We start from the raw sequence: 15,823 nt of genomic DNA, 5'->3' as shown, positions 1-15,823 counted from the left end.
GGCGGCGTAGTAGGCGAACATCTCGCCCATCGAATCGCCCAGCAGCACCGTGACTTCGGCCGGCAGCGACGGCGCCTCGCCCTGCGCCGCGCCGTCGTCCAGCGCCAGCCTGCTGCGCCGTTGCAGCGCCAGGCCGCGCGCGGCGACCATCTTTTCCACTTCGTCGAAGCGCTGCGGGTGGCGCGGCACGATCAGCAGCAGCACGTCCGCCGGCAGCGCGGCCCGCGCGCGCGCGAAGGCGTCGAGTATCAATTCTTCCTCGCCTTCGCGGGTGCTGGCGCACAGCAGCACGGGACGCGCGCCGATCTGCGCGCGCAGCGCGGCGCCGGTCTTGAGCGCCGCATCGGGCACGACGACGTCGAACTTGATGCTGCCGGTGACTGCGACTTTCGCCACGCCGAGCGTACGCACGCGCGCCGCATCGGCCTCGGTCTGCGCGGCGACCAGCGAGATGCCGCGCGCCGCGTACAACATCAATTTGCCGATGCGGTAGGCGCGGCGCAGCGAACGCTCCGACAGCCGCGCATTGGCCAGCACCACCGGCACCTGATGGCTCACGCATTCGGCGATCAGGTTGGGCCACACTTCCGTCTCCATCAGGATGCAGATGCGCGGCGCGTAGTGCCGGATGAAACGGCGCACCATGGTCGCGGTGTCGTAGGGCAGATAAGACTGCGCCAGCCGCGCGCCATGTTTGGCGAACAGCTGCCTGCCGGTGGCGCGGCCGGTCGGCGTCATGTGGGTGAGGATGATGCGGCTGTCCGGATAGGCCAGCAGCAGCGCGTCGATCAGCGGCTCGGCGGCGCGCGTTTCGCCGACCGAGACGGCATGCACCCAGATCGCCGGCGAGCCAGCATCGGCGGGCCGGCCGCCATACAGGCCGAGGCGCTCGCTCCAATGCTGGCGATAGCCGGGCTCCTTGCGGCCGCGCAGCCACAGGCGCGCCAGCACCAGCGGCATCGCCAGCCACCACATCGCGGAATAAAAAATACGCATGCTCAGGCCAGCAGCCTTTGGGCCGCGCTGTACACTTCCGCGACCGACGGCGGCGCGCCAAGGTCGCCCAGGTTGATGATCCTGGACGACCAGTTGCCTTCGGTTTTCCAGCGCGGCGAGTCGGCGTAGATTTCGACGGTGGGACTGGTGAAGGCGGCGGCGATATGGGTCAGGCCCGTGTCGACGCCGACGGCCAGCGCGGCGTGGCGGGCCAGCAGCACGGCGTCGGCCATAGTCAGTTTCGGCAGCACGCGCGCGTTCGGCAGGCTGGCGGCCAAATGTTCGGCTTCAGCCTTTTCCTGGTCCGATCCCCACGGCAGCAAGATCGTCATCGGCGCCAGTCGCGCGCCGAGCGCGATCCAGTTTTGCGGCGACCATTTCTTGGCGTCGCGCGCGGTGCCGTGGAAGTAGACGGCGTAGGGTTCGGCCGGCATCCAGTGCGGCCGCGCGGCGTCGTGCGCGACGGTCGGCAGGCCGAAATCGGCCGGCGTGTCGACCGCATAGCCGAGCGCCGCGGCGGCCACCATGCGCCCGCGCGCCACCGCGTGGGTGCGCGGCGCCAGCGCGATGCTGTCGGTGTGGAAGAAGCGCGAGGCCGCTTCGTAGCCGGAACCTTCGCTGCCGTTGGCCAGGCCCACCTTGCGCCCGCCCCTGACCACGTGCGCGGCGCCCATGATGATGCCGGTCTTGAGCAGGCCCTGGGTGTCGAACACGTAGTCGTAGCGCTGCGCGCGCAGGGTGCGGAAGAAGGCCGCGATTTCAGCCCGCGTGCGCGCCTGCCAAAGGCTTTTGCGCCAGCGCCGCAGCGCGAACGGGATGATGGTGCGCACGCGCGGATTGAGGCGCACCAGGCTGACATAGCCCTCCTCGACCACCCAGTCGATGTTCGCGTCCGGATAATGGCGCACGATGTCGGCCACCATCGGCAGGTTGTGCAGCACGTCGCCCAGCGAGGACACGCGCACCAGCAAAATGTTCAGCGGCCGCTTGCCGCCGGCTTGCGCGTCCATCAAATCAGAACGGCAGGACCGCGTCCGGCTTGGCGGCCAGGATCACGTTCTTGAACTGGCCCTGGATGCGCGCCAGCGCGGCCGGCGTTTCCGCTTCGAAGCGCATCACGATCACCGGCGTGGTGTTGGACGAGCGCGCCAGGCCGAAGCCGTCGGCGTATTCGACGCGCAGGCCGTCGATGGTGATGATCCGCTCATGGCCGGGGAATTCGGCGTCGCTGCGCAGCTTGTCCATCAGCGCGACGTTCTCGCCCTCCTTCAGTTCCAGATGCAGTTCCGGCGTACTGTCCGATTGCGGCAGGGAGTTCAGCAGCTTCGATGGATCGGCTTCCTTCGTCAAGATTTCGAGCAGGCGCGCGCCGGCGTACATGCCGTCGTCGAAGCCGTACCAGCGGTCCTTGAAGAAGATATGGCCGCTCATTTCGCCGCCCAGCGGGGCGCCCGTTTCGCGCAGCTTGGCCTTGACCAGCGAGTGGCCGGTCTTGTACATCAGCGGCTGGCCGCCGTGCTTGGCGATCCACGGCGCCAGGTGGCGCGTGCATTTGACGTCGTACAAAATCTGCTGGCCCGGATTGCGGCTCAGGACATCGGCCGCGAACAACATCATCTGGCGGTCCGGATAAATGATCTGGCCATCCTTGGTGACGACGCCGAGGCGGTCGCCGTCGCCGTCGAAGGCGATGCCGATTTCGGCGTCGGTCTCTTGCAGGCAGCGGATCAGGTCTTGCAGGTTTTCCGGATGGGCCGGATCGGGATGGTGATTGGGGAAATTGCCATCGACTTCGCAGAACAATTCGACCACGTCGCAACCCATGCCGCGGAACAGGTCGCCGGCGAAGGCGCCGGCCACGCCGTTGCCGCAGTCGACGGCGATCTTGATCGGCCGCGCCAGCTTGACGTCGCCGATGATGCGTTGCAGATAGGCGGCGCGGATGTCGTGGGTCGAGTAGCTGCCCGGCGCGGGCTGGGCGGCGCCGGCGTCGTGGTCGACGATGCGCTGGTACAGCGAGGTGATGGCGTCGCCGTGGATCGCTTCGCCGGCCAGCACCATTTTAAAGCCGTTGTAGTCGGGTGGATTGTGGCTGCCGGTGACCATGATGCCGGACGTGGCGTCGAGCACGTGGGTGCCGAAGTAGACCATCGGCGTGGCGACGACGCCGAGGTCGATGACGTCGACGCCGGCCGCCTGCAAGCCCTGCGCCAGCGCCGCCGTCAGCTCGGGGCCGGACAGACGGCCGTCGCGGCCGATGACCACGCGCCGCTCGCCCTTGGCCAGCGCGGCCTGGCCGAACGCCAGTCCGATCTGCCTGGCGACGCCCGCGTCCAGGGTTTTATCGATGATGCCGCGGATATCGTAGGCTTTGAAGATAGTTTTTGACAGGGAGACCATAAGTATAGAAGTCGAGGGTTCGTGAAGTCGGGCCGGTCGCGCCGTCGCGGGCACGGTCCGGGCGCAAACAGGGGGTGGTTAAGGCCGCCCGCGCCTACGCGCGGACATAACAACGACATAGTAAGTGCGATGCCTGCGCCAGGCAATACTAATTCTTCTTATGCCGTATCATCCAGCGCGGCGCTTTAAAGCGGACGATGCGCACGTATAACCAGATGTAACAAACTATGAACAATAAACAGCAACACATCAGCGCCCAGGTATAACGCCATAATATCGTCGCCGGAATCACGGCCATCAGGGAAAACATCCACAGATACGGCGACGTCAGCGAATTGCGGCGGATCAGTGCGCGCGCATCCTTGCGCCCCACCGCCCATTGCACGATGCGGCGGAAAATCAGGCTGTGTAAATGTATGCCATCGGGCATGGCCGGCGATTTACCGCGTATAAACATGCGGCGATAGACCGAGAACAGCGTTTCAAACGTCGGATAGATTAATAACAGCGCCGCATACCAGGTCGACACCTGGGGATTGCGCATCACTAATAACAAGGCCAGTTCGCCGAGCATGAAGCCGATAAAATAGGCGCCGCCGTCGCCGAGGAATATCAGGCCGACCGGATAATTCCAGACCAGGAAACCGGCGGTGGCGCCGGCCACCATCAACGCGGCCACCAGCACGAACATATCGTTCACTTGCAAGGCGACATAGCCGAGCGACAACAGCATGCAAATGGTGACCACGCTGGCCAGGCCGTTGAAGCCATCGACGATATTGACGGCGTTGGCGATGCCGGCCACGGCCAGCACCGTCAGCGGCAACGTCAGCCACATATATTGCAGCGGCCACGCCGAGAAGGCCCAGTCGATGCGATCGATGCGGGCGTCGAGCAGGAAATAACCGAGCGTGGCGGCGGCCATCGTCAATAACAGCCGGCGGGTGGCGCTGACGCGGCCCGTATAATCTTCGACGATGCCGCCGATAAACGCCACCGAGGAACAGCCCAATAGCGACAGCAGCCAGCCGCTCATGGCCGGCACGCGCCAAATCGAAATACAGGAACTGAGCAGGACGGCCAGGAAAATCGACAAGCCGCCTATCCGCGCCACGGAATGCGCATGCACTTTTTGCACGCCTTGAAAATCGGCGTCTAGCGCTGGGCCGTGCAGTCGCGCTTCTTTAATGACCAACAGCGTCAAGAGCGCAGAAGCGACAAAGCTCAGTAAAAAAGAGAACATTATTTTATCAATACAAAAATATCGGGCGCGCTATTGATGGCGCTGGTTTTCGGCATATACCGTCGGCAATACCGACACCCAGCGACCCCGCACTGCAACATGATTATTATCAGCACGCCAATAGATGATTGTACCGGATTACCGCTGAGCTCCCGGGCCGCCGGGGGATAAAAATCGGACAAACCCGCCGCCATTCAACGGCAATAGCTGATTAGCAACAGCGATATGGACAGCCGAGCGGCAGCGAACAGAACCGGCGCGCGGCGATTCTAGCAAACGCCGCTGGCCGCGCGGTCCATGCTTACCAAACGATACAAATGAAGTAGGCGGGCCGGTCGCGATTATCGCACTGGCCGCGCTTATTTAAGGCACAGGCGCAGCGCCTCTTTCCAATGCGGCAAATGGACATCGGCGGCGGCCATCAGCTTGGCCGACGACAGCACCGAATACTGCGGGCGTTGCGCCGGCAGCGGATATTCGGCCGTCGTGATCGGCGTCAAACGGCAATCGATGCCGGTCTCCGCCAGGATGGCCGCGGTGAATTCGAACCAGGTGGTCTGGCCCTGGCTGCTCAGATGGTAGGTGCCGCCGTGCTGGCGCCACCATTGCTGCCACGCCGCCGGGTCGCCGGGCCGGGCCTGGGCCAGCATCAGCGCCGTGGTGTCGGCGATGGTGCGGCTCCAGGTCGGCGCGCCGTGCTGGTCGTTGACGATGCGCAGCTCGTCGCGCTCCCTGGCCAGGCGCATCATGGTGAGCAGGAAATTCTTGCCGCGCATGCCGTAGACCCAGCTGGTGCGCAAGATCAGGTGCGGTATGCCGGCGGCGGCGATGGCTTGCTCGCCGGCCAGCTTGCTGTGGCCGTAGACGCTGACCGGTCCGGTGGCGTCGCCCTCCACGCGCGGCTGCGGCGCCGTGCCGTCGAACACATAGTCGGTCGAATAGTGGACCATGGCCGCGCCCAGCCGCGCCGCCTCCTGCGCCATCACGCCCGGCGCCTCGGCGTTGACGCGGTGCGCCAGCTCGGGCTCGCTCTGCGCCTTGTCGACGGCCGTGTAGGCGGCCGGATTGACGATCAGGCCGGGCCGCACGCTGCGGATCACGTCGCGCACCTGGTCGAGGTCGGCCAAGTCCATGCGGTCGCGGTCGACCGCGATCACCTCGCCCAGGCCTTGCAGGCTGCGCTCGAGCTCGTAGCCCACCTGGCCGGTGCTGCCGGTCAGTAAGATTTTCATGCGAACACGTCCGCGTCCGCCAGCGGGCTGCCCTGCTGATCCTTGACCGACAGCAGCGGCGCGCCGTCCAGCGGCCAGGCGATGTTCAGCGCCGCATCGTTCCACAACAGCGAGCGTTCGAATTCCGGCGCCCAGTAATCGGTGGTTTTATACAGGAATTCGGCGTGTTCGCTGGTGACCATGAAGCCGTGCGCGAAACCGGGCGGTATCCACATTTGACGTTTGTTGGCGGCCGACAATTCGATGCCGAACGACTGGCCGAAGGTCGGCGAACTTTTGCGCAGGTCGACGGCGACGTCGTAGACGGCGCCCTCGGTCACCCGCACCAGCTTGCCCTGCGCCTGCTGGATTTGATAATGCAGGCCGCGCAGCACGTTGCGGGCCGAGCGCGAATGGTTGTCCTGCACGAAGGGCAGCGTCACGCCGGTCAGCTCGCTGAACCGGCGCGCGTTGTAACTCTCGAAGAAAAAGCCGCGATCGTCGCCGAACACGCGCGGTTCCAGCATCAACAAACCTTCCAGGGGAGTCGGTATGACATTCATCGCGCAATCACCTTGTCTTCGAGAATTTGCAGCAAATATTGGCCGTAATTGTTTTTCTTCAGCGGCTCGGCCAGCTTGCGCAGCTGGGCCGCATCGATATAGCCCTTGCGGTAGGCAATTTCTTCCGGGCACGCCACTTTCAGGCCCTGGCGCTTTTCTATCGTGGCGATGAATTGCGACGCTTCGAGCAGCGATTCATGGGTGCCGGTGTCCAGCCAGGCCATGCCACGGCCCATCAGCTCGACGTTCAGCTGTTTTGCTTCGAGATAAACGCGATTGACGTCGGTTATTTCCAGTTCGCCACGGGCGGACGGCTTGATGCCGGCGGCGATGTCGCACACTTGATTGTCGTAAAAATACAGGCCGGTGACGGCGTAATTCGATTTCGGCCGCAAGGGTTTTTCTTCGATGCTGACGGCCTGGCGTTCGTCATCGAATTCGACCACGCCATAACGCTCCGGGTCTTGCACGTGGTAGGCGAACACGGTGGCGCCGTCGCCGCGCTCGGCCGCGTGACGCAGCAAGGCGTCGAGGTCGTTGCCGTAATAAATATTGTCGCCGAGGATGAGCGCGGACGGCGAGTCGCCGACGAATTCCTTGCCGATGATAAAGGCCTGCGCCAGACCGTCCGGCGACGGCTGCACCGCATAGCTGAGATTAATCCCCCATTGCGTGCCATCGCCCAGCAAATCCCGGAAACGGGGCGTATCTTGCGGCGTCGAGATAATCAGGATGTCGCGCATGCCGGCCAGCATCAACGTCGTCAGCGGATGATAAATCATGGGCTTGTCGTAGATGGGCAGCAATTGCTTGGAAACGCTCATGGTCACCGGATACAGCCGCGTGCCGGAGCCGCCGGCCAGGATGATGCCCTTGCGGGATTGCACAGGATTCGTCATTACGCACCTTCGCGGTTGAAATAATTGCTTGCCACCCAGTTGGCGTAATCGCCAGACTGCACGTCGGCCAGCCAGGCCGGATGGTCCAGATACCACTGCACGGTCTTGGCGATGCCGCTCTCGAAGGTCTCGGCCGGCTTCCAGCCCAGTTCGCTCTCCAGCTTGCGGGCGTCGATGGCGTAGCGGCGGTCGTGGCCGGGCCTATCCTTGACGTAGCTGATCTGCGCGCGGTAGCTGCCACCGTCGGCCTTGGGCCGCATGCGGTCGAGCATGTCGCACAGTGTGTGGACCACGTCCAGGTTGGCCATCTCGTTCCAGCCGCCGACGTTGTAGACCTCGCCGACACGGCCCGCTTCCAGCACCCGGCGTATGGCCGCGCAGTGGTCGCTCACATACAGCCAGTCACGCACCTGCTGGCCGTCGCCGTAGACCGGCAGCGGTTTGCCGGCCTGGGCGTTGACGATCATCAGCGGTATCAGTTTTTCAGGGAAGTGGAAGGGGCCGTAATTATTGGAACAATTGGTGGTCAGCGTCGGCAGGCCGTAGGTGTGGTGATACGAGCGCACCAGGTGGTCGGAGGCCGCTTTCGAGGCCGAATACGGGCTGTTCGGCGCATACGCCGTCGTTTCGCTGAACGGCGCGTCGTCCGGACCCAGCGTGCCATAGACTTCATCGGTCGACACGTGCAGGAAGCGGAAGGCGCTCTTTTCGGAGTCCGGTAATGCGCTCCAGTAAGCACGGGTCGCTTCCAGCAGGCTGAAGGTGCCGTTGATGTTGGTGTTGATGAATTCGCCGGGACCGTGGATGGAACGGTCGACGTGGCTTTCCGCCGCGAAATGGACGATGGCGCGCGGCCGGTGTTCCAGCAGCAAAGCCAGCACCTGTTCGCCGTCGCAGATGTCGCCACGCACGAAGCGGTGGCGCACGTCCTGTTTCAGCGTGGCCAGGTTGTTGAGATTGCCGGCGTAGGTCAGCTTGTCGAAATTCAAAACAGGCTCGTCGGCTTGCGCCAACCAATCCAGCACGAAATTGGATCCGATGAAACCGGCACCACCTGTCACAAAAATCATTTAGTCTCCCGCACAGTGCGTCGAATTAGTCATGACCATGATTTTATGTGAAACTCCTGACCGCACGGGGAAAAATCACCGTAGGGCGGCGCTTTTAAAGCATATATCATTTATCACTACAACGACGGCCACGACGGCGACGACGACAGGCATATGAAAACTTATATCATTGGCGATTTACAGGGCTGCCATCAGCAAACGCTGGCCTTGCTGGAACGCATAGAACAGGCCGAGGCGGGCGCCGCCGCGCCGGCCATTTTATTCGCCGGCGACCTGATTAACCGGGGCCCCGAGTCGCTGGCCACGCTGCGCCATGTGCGCGCGCTGAACGAGGCCAGCGGCGGCCGCATCGACAGCGTGCTCGGCAACCATGACCTGCATTTGCTGGCCGTCGCCTACGGCATCCGCCCCGAGCACAAGTCCGACACGCTGGCCGGGATTCTGGAGGCGCCCGACCGGGATGAGCTGATCGCCTGGCTGCGGCGCCGGCCGCTGATGATAGACACCGACGGCCACTTGCTGGTCCATGCCGGCGTGCTGCCACAGTGGACGCCGGCGCAGGCCCTGGCGCTGGCGGGCGAAGTCGAAGCCATGCTGCGCGGGCCCGACGCGGCGGGATTTTTGCAGCAGATGTATGGCAATCAGCCCGACCAGTGGGACGATACATTGCGCGGCGCGGACCGGCTGCGCTGCATCATCAACGCGATGACGCGGCTGCGCTTTTGCACCCCGGACGGGGTGATGGATTTTAAGATGAAGGAAAGCGGCACGGCCGACAAAGGCTCGGGGCTGATGCCGTGGTTTGACGTCCCGGGCCGCAAGAGCGCGGAAACGACGGTGGTGTTCGGGCACTGGTCGGCGCTGGGCTTGCAGATGCGGCCCAATTTGATCGGACTCGATAGCGGCTGCGTGTGGGGCGGACAGCTGACGGCCGTGCGCTTGCAGGACAGGATGCTGTTGCAGGTGGCATGTCCGGCCTACCGCGAGCACTCAGGGAAGAAGTAGCGCCGCCAGGCAGCGGGCGCTTATCCGCCCAGCGACACGCCGAGCGCGCCGGCCACCGACGCCTGCGCGGCCTGCGCCACTTCGCGCCGGTGCGCGCCCATGGTCGATATCGCCGGCAGGCACACCAGCCGCGCGCGCACCGGCGGCCCGCCCAGTATCGCCATCAGGCTGGCCGCGAACGTCATGTCGCCGATGAAGTCGACCGACGGATGCAGCCGTCCCGCCGCGTCGACATACGACAGCGCGAACGGCTGCACCGGCACCTTCGCGTCGATCGCCGCCTCGAACAGATTGGCGTGAAACGCCAGCAGCCCGCCCTGCGCCGAGGTGGTCCCTTCCGGGAACACCCCCACCCGCTGGCCGCTCTGCAAACGCTGCACCAGCCCTTTGAAAATATGGCGCAGATCGCGCTTGCTGCCGCGCGAAATGAACACGGTGCCCGCCTGCTGCGCCAACCATCCCAGCATCGGCCAGGCGCGGATCTCGGCCTTGGCGACGAAGTGGCAGGGATGGAGCGCGTCGATGACGAAGATGTCCAGCCACGACACGTGATTCGACACGATCATCGCGTGCTCCAGCGCCTCGCTGGCGCCGGCGCTATGCTCGACCGTCACGTTGCAGATGGCGAGCAGGCGGCGCGACCAGCGCCGGATATGCGCGTTGCGCCGCTGATGGCCAATCCAGGGGAACACCAGGCCGCAGGTCGCCATGCCGGCCGCGATGTGAAAGAAGATCCGCACCAGGCGGAGTATCAGCAGAGGTTTCAAATCAGATCCGGGACGGGGACGGGACGAAAAGAGAGGCCGGCGCCGGTCCGGCGCGCCCGCAAGCGCGCCTTGTCGGCACTGGCCCGCCTGAATTAGAGCGATGCCGGCGCGCGCTGGTAAGCGACATGGCCGGCGACGATGGTGGCCCGCACTTGTCCGCTCAATTCGTAGCCGATGAAGGGCGTGTGCTTGCCCTGGCTGGCCAGCGCCGAGGCCTGCACCGTCCAGCGCGCGGCCGGATCGAACAGGCAGACGTCGGCCACGCTGCCGACCGACAGCGTGCCGCTGGCCAGCTTGGCCACGCGCGCCGGGTCGGACGTGATCTTGGCGACGGCCCGCGCCAGCGCGCTGCGGCCAACGCCGGCGTCGGGCGCCGGCTGACCTTCGGCATAATCGTCGGCCCACTTCAGCGCCAGCGACAGCAGCAGTTCCAGGCCGGTGGCGCCGGGCGACGCTTCGCCGAAGGGCAGCAGTTTTTCATCGTCGTCGACCGGCGTGTGGTCGGAGCAGACGGCGTCGATGGTGCCGTCCAGCAGGCCGGCGCGGATGGCGTCGCGGTCGCGCTGGCTGCGGAACGGCGGCGTGACGCGGGCGTTGGAATCGAAGAAGCCGATGTCGGCGTCGGTCATGTGGATGTGGTGGGCGCCGACGTCGCAGGTGACCGGCAAGCCTTCCTTCTTGGCGCTGCGCACCAGCTCCAGGCCGGCCGCCGACGACATGCGGCACAGGTGGACGCGGGCGCCGGTGGCGCGCATCAGTTCAAAGATGGTGTGCAGCGCGATGGTCTCGGACATCACCGGCACGCCGGACAGGCCGAGGCGCGACGCCAGCGGGCCGGCGTGGGCGATGCCGCCGCGGCCGATGTGGGCGTCCTGCGGCCGCAGCCAGACGGTGTACTCGAAGGTCTTCGCGTACTGCATGGCGCGCAGCAGCACGGTGGTGTCTTCGATCGGTTCTTCGGCGTGCGAGAAGCCGATGCAACCGGCTTCGGTCAGCTCGGCCATCTCGGTCAGCGCCTTGCCTTTCAGGCCGACGGTGAGCGCGCCCAATGGGTGTACATGCGCCTGGTTGAGCGTCTTGGCGCGGTGCTTGAGCATCTCGACCAGGCCCGGCTCGTCCAGCACCGGATCGGTGTCCGGCGGGCAAACCAGGCTGGTGACGCCGCCCTGCATCGCGGCCTGCATTTCCGATTCCAGCGTGGCCTTGTATTCGTAGCCCGGTTCGCGCAGGCGCGCCGACAGGTCGACGAAGCCCGGCGCCACGATCAGGCCGGTGGCGTCGATGGTCTGGCCGGCCGCGAAGCCGGCGGCGAATTCGGCCGATACCGCGCCCACCGCCAGCACCTTGCCGTCGGCGATAAAGAGGTCGTTCACGCCGTCGATGCCGTTGGCCGGGTCGATCACGCGGCCATTTTTAATATGTAGTTTCATCCCTGCGTCCCTGCCAAAATGCTCATCACCGCCATGCGGACCGCGATCCCGAACGTCACCTGCGGCAAAATCACCGCCTGCGGACCGTCGGCCACCGCCGAATCGATTTCCACGCCACGGTTCATGGGACCGGGGTGCATCACGATGGCGTCCGGCTTGGCCAGCGCCAGGCGCTCCGGCGTCAGGCCGTAGCTCTTGAAGTATTCCTGGGCCGACGGCAGCAGCGCGCCGCTCATGCGCTCGTTCTGCAAACGCAGCATGATGATGACGTCGACGCCCTTCAAGCCTTCATCCATATTGGTGAAGGTGCGCACGCCCATCTGCTCAAGGCCGCCCGGCAGCAGCGTGTGCGGGCCGATGGCGCGCACTTCCGGCACGCCCAGCGTGGTCAGGGCGTGGATGTCGGAACGGGCCACGCGGCTGTGCAGAATGTCGCCGACGATGGCCACCGTCAGGTTGGTGAAGTCCTTCTTGTAGTGGCGGATGGTGTACATGTCGAGCAGGCCTTGCGTCGGATGCGCGTGGCGGCCGTCGCCGGCGTTGACGACGTGGACGTGCGGCTGCTTGGTGTCGATCAGGTGCTTGGCGATCAGGTAGGGCGCGCCCGATTGCGCGTGGCGCACGACGAACATATCGGCGTGCATGGCCGACAGGTTGTCGATGGTGTCGAGCAGCGACTCGCCCTTGCTGGCCGAGGAGGCCTGGATATTCAGGTTGATGACGTCGGCCGACAACCGCTTGGACGCGATCTCGAACGTGGTGCGGGTGCGGGTGGAGTTTTCGAAGAACAGGTTGAAAACCGATTTGCCGCGCATCAGCGGCACCTTCTTGACGTCGCGGTCGGAGATGCCGACGAAGGACGAGGCGGTGTCCAGGATGTGGTTGACGATGGACTTGGGCAGGCCCTCTATCGTCAGCAGGTGCTGGAGTTCGCCGTGTTTATTCAGTTGCGGATTAAGCATGGTGGTCATCTATGGTAAGCGTGAATTGTCCCGGCAGTCCGGCGTCGGCGCGCCGCAGCACCAGCGCCTGTTCCGGCGGCAGCGTCACGGTGGCGGCGACGAAATCGGCGGCGATCGGCAACTGGCGCCCGCCGCGGTCGACCAGGGCGGCCAGCATGATGCGCGCCGGGCGGCCGTAGTCGAACAACTCGTTGATCGCGGCGCGCGTGGTGCGGCCGGTGTAGAGCACATCGTCGACCAGCAGCAGCGTGGCGCCGTTGACGTCGAAGCCGATCTGGGTCGGCTTGACGTCGGCGTGCAGCCCTTTTTGCGCGTAGTCGTCGCGGTAGAACGAGACGTCGATGAAGCCGAGGCGCGCCGTCAGCGACAGGTCGGCGGCCAGGCGTTCGGCCAGCCACGCGCCGCCGGAATGGATGCCGACGATGGCGACATCGGCGGCGCCGGCCAGGCCGGTGCGCACTTGCGCCAGCAGGGTCGCGTACAGCGCTTCGGCGTCGAGCCGGGAGGGATCAGTTGGATTCATTGTCGTTGGAAAGCGCGTCAAAGTATTGTTGCAGGATGATGGCGGCGGCGCGGTCGTCGATCACCTCGCCGCGTTTGGCCGAGATGACGGCCGACGAGTAGCGCTCGTCGACCAGCACCACCGGTAAATTGTAGCGGCCGTGCAGCTGGTTGGCGAAACGGCGGCAGCGCGCGCTCATCTCGTGTTCGACGCCATCGGGATGCGAGGGCAGGCCGACGATCAGGCGCGCCGGCGTCCACTCGGCGATCAGCGCGCCGATGGCGTCGAAACGGGCCGCGTTGTCGATGGCGCTGACCACCTTCAGGGGTTGCGCCTGGCGGATCAGGGTGTTCCCCATCGCCAGGCCGATGCGCTTGATGCCGAAGTCAAAACCGAATATCGTTTCCATGCTCAGCCCCGCCCCGATACGCCCAGGACAGCGGCATCACGCATGGCCGGCCTCGGAGGTCAGCATCAGCGGGTCGATGCCGAGCAGCCTCATGGCCGCCACGTAGCGTTCCTCGACCGGCATCTCGAACAGGATGCGGGCGTCGGCGCCGACGGTGAGCCAGCCGTTGCGGCCGATTTCATCTTCCAGCTGGCCCGGGCTCCAGCCCGAGTAACCGATCGACACCAGCATGCGCGACGGGCCGGTGCCGGCGGCCACCGCTTCGAGCACGTCGATCGACGTCGTGAACGCCACCTCGTCGGTCACCGTCAGCGACGACGAATAGCGCGTGCCCGGCGTGTGCAGCACGAAGCCGCGGTCGTCCTGCACCGGGCCTCCGAACATGATGGGGGCGTCGCTGATCGGCATGTCCAGGCCGGCCTGGAGTTTCAGGTCGATGCGCTCGAACAGCACCTGCATCGTCATGTCAGTGGGCTTGTTGATAACCACGCCGAGCACGCCGTTCTCGTTGTGCTCGCAGACGTAGACCACGGTACCGCTGAAGACCGGATCTTCCATCGACGGCATGGCGATCAAAAAGTGGTTCGCCAGGTTCAGGCCGGAGGCGGCGGCCGTCTCGGCGGACGACGGCAGGCGGTCGGAAGGATCCTGGATCAGACCCGGCACAGGTAGAGATTTATCGACTTTGCTTTTCTTCATACTCGTTACTCTCTCTGCTGGACTGCTCTATTCGGCTGTATTGCTCTTGTAATATTCGCACGGATCGCACGATTCGCTACGGCGACCATACCGATAGTTTACACTGAAAACCCGCCGCGGCCACACCGAACACCATGGCGCGCGCGGCCACGCTGGCCCTTGGGGCCAAAAATCCCCCTCAACCTTGACCGCAAGCACAACAATGGCACTCAACACCACCCTGGTCTGGTTCCGGCGCGACCTGCGCGCCTTCGACCATGCCGCCCTGCACCATGCCTTGCGCCACAGCGCCACCGTTTATTGCGTTTTTATCTACGACAGCGCCATTCTTGCCGGCTTGCCGCGCGCCGACCGCCGGCTTGAATTCATCCACGCCTGCATCGCCGAACTGGCGGCCGAACTGCAACAACTGGGCGGCCACCTGATCGTGCGCCACGCCGACGCCGCCCGCGCCATCCCGCAACTGGCGGCCGAACTGGGGGCCGACGCCGTTTACGCCAACGACGATTACGAGCCGCCAGCCATCGCGCGCGATGCCGCCGTGGCCGGGCAGCTGCGCGCCGCCGGCCGCCAGTGGCACAGCTACAAGGACCAGGTGATCTTTGAAAAAAGCGAAGTGCTGTCGCAGACCGGCGGCGTGTTCTCGGTCTACACGCCGTATAAAAACGCCTGGCGCAAGCGGCTCGAAGCCGATCCCTCGGTGCTGGCATCGTTCGATATCGAACCTTTTGCGGCGCGGCTGGCGCCCGGCGCCAGCGACTTGCCGACGCTGGCGCAACTGGGCTTCGAGCCGACCAATCTGACGCAGATGGCGATACCGACCGGGATGTCCGGCGCGGCCCGGCTGTTCGAGGATTTTTTGCCGCGCATGGCCAACTACCATGTCGCGCGCGACTTCCCTGCCATCAAGGGACCGTCCTACCTGTCGATGCATCTGCGTTTCGGCACGCTGTCGGTGCGCCACCTGGTGCGCACCGTGACCGATCTGATGGCGCGCGGCGGCGGCGGCGAAGGGGCGCTGGTGTGGTTGCAGGAACTGATCTGGCGCGAGTTCTATGCGATGATTTTATTCCATCATCCGCGCGTGGCGACGGCGTCCTTCAAGCCGGCCTACGACGCCATCGAGTGGGAAACCGGGGCCGATGCCGATGCGGCGTTCGAGGCCTGGTGCCAAGGCCGCACCGGCTATCCGCTGGTCGACGCCGCGATGGCGCAGCTGAACCAGACCGGCTATATGCACAACCGCCTGCGCATGGTCACGGCCTGCTTTTTAATCAAGGATCTGGGCATAGACTGGCGCCGTGGCGAGGCGTATTTCGCGCTGCATTTGAACGACTTCGACCTGGCGTCGAACAACGGCGGCTGGCAGTGGGCATCGTCGTCGGGCTGCGATGCGCAGCCCTACTTCCGCATCTTCAATCCGGTCACGCAGTCCGAGAAGTTCGATGCGGCGGGCAAGTTCATACGGCGCTATCTGCCGCAGCTGAAGGCACTGGACGACAAAGAGATTCACGCGCCATGGCTGGTGCCGCGCATGCTGCTGGAGCAAAAAGGTTTGCGGCTCGGACGCGACTATCCCGAACCGCTCGTGATGCACGACGAGGCGCGCAAACGCACGCTGGAGCGCTACGCGGTGGTGAAGCTGCCGGCGCCGGTTTTATAGAAGT

16 protein-coding genes are annotated in these 15,823 nt (G+C 64.9%); 2 read left to right on the top strand and 14 right to left on the bottom strand.

The genetic code is table 11. The features are described from left to right. The 8 genes from Q0S71_RS12040 to rfbB form a co-directional block, all read right to left on the bottom strand. Positions 1–996, bottom strand: a 996-nt coding sequence (locus Q0S71_RS12040; RefSeq protein ID WP_295995541.1) for a 3-deoxy-D-manno-octulosonic acid transferase, incomplete at its 3' end; no start/stop codon positions are given. A gap of 2 nt (positions 997–998) precedes the next feature. Beyond that, positions 999–2,006 (bottom strand): lipopolysaccharide heptosyltransferase I, encoded by a 1,008-nt coding sequence (waaC, locus tag Q0S71_RS12035; protein WP_295995538.1) that lies wholly within the window; start codon positions 2,004–2,006, stop codon positions 999–1,001. A 4-nt stretch (positions 2,007–2,010) separates the two neighbouring features. Continuing rightward, positions 2,011–3,396, bottom strand: a complete 1,386-nt coding sequence (locus tag Q0S71_RS12030) for a phosphomannomutase/phosphoglucomutase (protein ID WP_295995536.1) — start codon at positions 3,394–3,396, stop codon at positions 2,011–2,013. A 148-nt stretch (positions 3,397–3,544) separates the two neighbouring features. Further along, entirely contained in the window at positions 3,545–4,639 is a 1,095-nt protein-coding gene (locus Q0S71_RS12025) for a glycosyltransferase family 4 protein (RefSeq protein ID WP_295995533.1), read from the bottom strand. A 359-nt stretch (positions 4,640–4,998) separates the two neighbouring features. Beyond that, positions 4,999–5,871: a dTDP-4-dehydrorhamnose reductase gene (gene rfbD, locus Q0S71_RS12020; RefSeq protein ID WP_295995532.1), complete on the bottom strand. Its 873-nt coding sequence runs from the start codon at positions 5,869–5,871 to the stop codon at positions 4,999–5,001. Next, complete coding sequence (rfbC, locus tag Q0S71_RS12015; protein WP_295995531.1) at positions 5,868–6,413, bottom strand: dTDP-4-dehydrorhamnose 3,5-epimerase; 546 nt, start codon at positions 6,411–6,413, stop codon at positions 5,868–5,870. Before rfbC ends, rfbD begins: the two co-directional genes overlap by 4 nt. Further along, complete coding sequence (gene rfbA / locus Q0S71_RS12010) at positions 6,410–7,312, bottom strand: glucose-1-phosphate thymidylyltransferase RfbA (RefSeq protein ID WP_295995529.1); 903 nt, start codon at positions 7,310–7,312, stop codon at positions 6,410–6,412. The genes rfbC and rfbA overlap by 4 nt, the downstream gene beginning before the upstream one ends. After that, a complete protein-coding gene (rfbB, locus tag Q0S71_RS12005; RefSeq protein WP_295995526.1) occupies positions 7,312–8,382 on the bottom strand; it encodes a dTDP-glucose 4,6-dehydratase in 1,071 nt (356 codons plus the stop codon). The genes rfbA and rfbB overlap by 1 nt, the downstream gene beginning before the upstream one ends. A 153-nt stretch (positions 8,383–8,535) precedes the next feature. Here rfbB and Q0S71_RS12000 point away from each other — a divergent pair, with 153 nt between their 5' ends. Continuing rightward, entirely contained in the window at positions 8,536–9,387 is an 852-nt protein-coding gene (locus Q0S71_RS12000) for a symmetrical bis(5'-nucleosyl)-tetraphosphatase (RefSeq protein ID WP_295995523.1), read from the top strand. 20 nt (positions 9,388–9,407) lie between these two features. On the opposite strand, the gene Q0S71_RS11995 is transcribed toward Q0S71_RS12000, so the two are convergent. The 6 genes from Q0S71_RS11995 to Q0S71_RS11970 form a co-directional block, all read right to left on the bottom strand. Beyond that, positions 9,408–10,154 carry a 1-acyl-sn-glycerol-3-phosphate acyltransferase gene (locus tag Q0S71_RS11995; protein ID WP_295995520.1) on the bottom strand — a complete coding sequence of 249 codons (747 nt, stop codon included), beginning with the start codon at positions 10,152–10,154 and terminating at the stop codon, positions 9,408–9,410. A gap of 92 nt (positions 10,155–10,246) precedes the next feature. Further along, positions 10,247–11,584 carry a dihydroorotase gene (locus Q0S71_RS11990; protein WP_295995517.1) on the bottom strand — a complete coding sequence of 446 codons (1,338 nt, stop codon included), beginning with the start codon at positions 11,582–11,584 and terminating at the stop codon, positions 10,247–10,249. Continuing rightward, complete coding sequence (locus Q0S71_RS11985) at positions 11,581–12,546, bottom strand: aspartate carbamoyltransferase catalytic subunit (RefSeq protein WP_295995514.1); 966 nt, start codon at positions 12,544–12,546, stop codon at positions 11,581–11,583. The genes Q0S71_RS11990 and Q0S71_RS11985 overlap by 4 nt, the downstream gene beginning before the upstream one ends. Next, positions 12,539–13,069, bottom strand: a complete 531-nt coding sequence (gene pyrR, locus Q0S71_RS11980; protein ID WP_295995512.1) for a bifunctional pyr operon transcriptional regulator/uracil phosphoribosyltransferase PyrR — start codon at positions 13,067–13,069, stop codon at positions 12,539–12,541. The genes Q0S71_RS11985 and pyrR overlap by 8 nt, the downstream gene beginning before the upstream one ends. Beyond that, entirely contained in the window at positions 13,056–13,457 is a 402-nt protein-coding gene (gene ruvX, locus Q0S71_RS11975; RefSeq protein ID WP_295995509.1) for a Holliday junction resolvase RuvX, read from the bottom strand. The genes pyrR and ruvX overlap by 14 nt, the downstream gene beginning before the upstream one ends. Before the next feature lie 36 nt (positions 13,458–13,493). Beyond that, on the bottom strand, positions 13,494–14,156 hold the full coding sequence (locus Q0S71_RS11970) for a YqgE/AlgH family protein (protein ID WP_295995505.1): 663 nt from the start codon (positions 14,154–14,156) through the stop codon (positions 13,494–13,496). A 202-nt stretch (positions 14,157–14,358) separates the two neighbouring features. On the opposite strand from Q0S71_RS11970, the gene Q0S71_RS11965 reads away from it, so the two are divergent. Next, the gene (locus Q0S71_RS11965; RefSeq protein ID WP_295995504.1) at positions 14,359–15,819 is read left to right on the top strand and encodes a deoxyribodipyrimidine photo-lyase; all 1,461 of its coding nucleotides are present in this window, start codon (positions 14,359–14,361) and stop codon (positions 15,817–15,819) included. Positions 15,820–15,823 lie beyond the last annotated feature (4 nt).

Origin of the sequence: Rugamonas sp., assembly GCF_025354735.1 — a bacterium.
In the GTDB taxonomy this organism is placed as follows: Bacteria; Pseudomonadota; Gammaproteobacteria; order Burkholderiales; family Burkholderiaceae_D; genus Rugamonas.
The sequence above is the reverse complement of the archived record's forward strand: the minus strand, read 5'-3'. Positions and strand labels throughout refer to the sequence as shown.

Bases quoted from the DNA above. Each gene is read 5' to 3' on its own strand.
- rfbA (WP_295995529.1), bottom strand. From the start codon at position 7,312: ATGACGAATCCTGTGCAATCCCGCAAGGGCATCATCCTGGCCGGCGGC.
- Q0S71_RS12030 (WP_295995536.1), bottom strand. From the start codon at position 3,396: ATGGTCTCCCTGTCAAAAACTATCTTCAAAGCCTACGATATCCGCGGC.
- Q0S71_RS11985 (WP_295995514.1), bottom strand. From the start codon at position 12,546: ATGCTTAATCCGCAACTGAATAAACACGGCGAACTCCAGCACCTGCTG.
- Q0S71_RS11965 (WP_295995504.1), top strand. From the start codon at position 14,359: ATGGCACTCAACACCACCCTGGTCTGGTTCCGGCGCGACCTGCGCGCC.
- ruvX (WP_295995509.1), bottom strand. From the start codon at position 13,457: ATGGAAACGATATTCGGTTTTGACTTCGGCATCAAGCGCATCGGCCTG.
- Q0S71_RS11970 (WP_295995505.1), bottom strand. From the start codon at position 14,156: ATGAAGAAAAGCAAAGTCGATAAATCTCTACCTGTGCCGGGTCTGATC.
- rfbC (WP_295995531.1), bottom strand. From the start codon at position 6,413: ATGAATGTCATACCGACTCCCCTGGAAGGTTTGTTGATGCTGGAACCG.
- rfbB (WP_295995526.1), bottom strand. From the start codon at position 8,382: ATGATTTTTGTGACAGGTGGTGCCGGTTTCATCGGATCCAATTTCGTG.
- rfbD (WP_295995532.1), bottom strand. From the start codon at position 5,871: ATGAAAATCTTACTGACCGGCAGCACCGGCCAGGTGGGCTACGAGCTC.
- Q0S71_RS12000 (WP_295995523.1), top strand. From the start codon at position 8,536: ATGAAAACTTATATCATTGGCGATTTACAGGGCTGCCATCAGCAAACG.
- waaC (WP_295995538.1), bottom strand. From the start codon at position 2,006: ATGGACGCGCAAGCCGGCGGCAAGCGGCCGCTGAACATTTTGCTGGTG.
- Q0S71_RS12025 (WP_295995533.1), bottom strand. From the start codon at position 4,639: ATGTTCTCTTTTTTACTGAGCTTTGTCGCTTCTGCGCTCTTGACGCTG.
- pyrR (WP_295995512.1), bottom strand. From the start codon at position 13,069: ATGAATCCAACTGATCCCTCCCGGCTCGACGCCGAAGCGCTGTACGCG.
- Q0S71_RS11990 (WP_295995517.1), bottom strand. From the start codon at position 11,584: ATGAAACTACATATTAAAAATGGCCGCGTGATCGACCCGGCCAACGGC.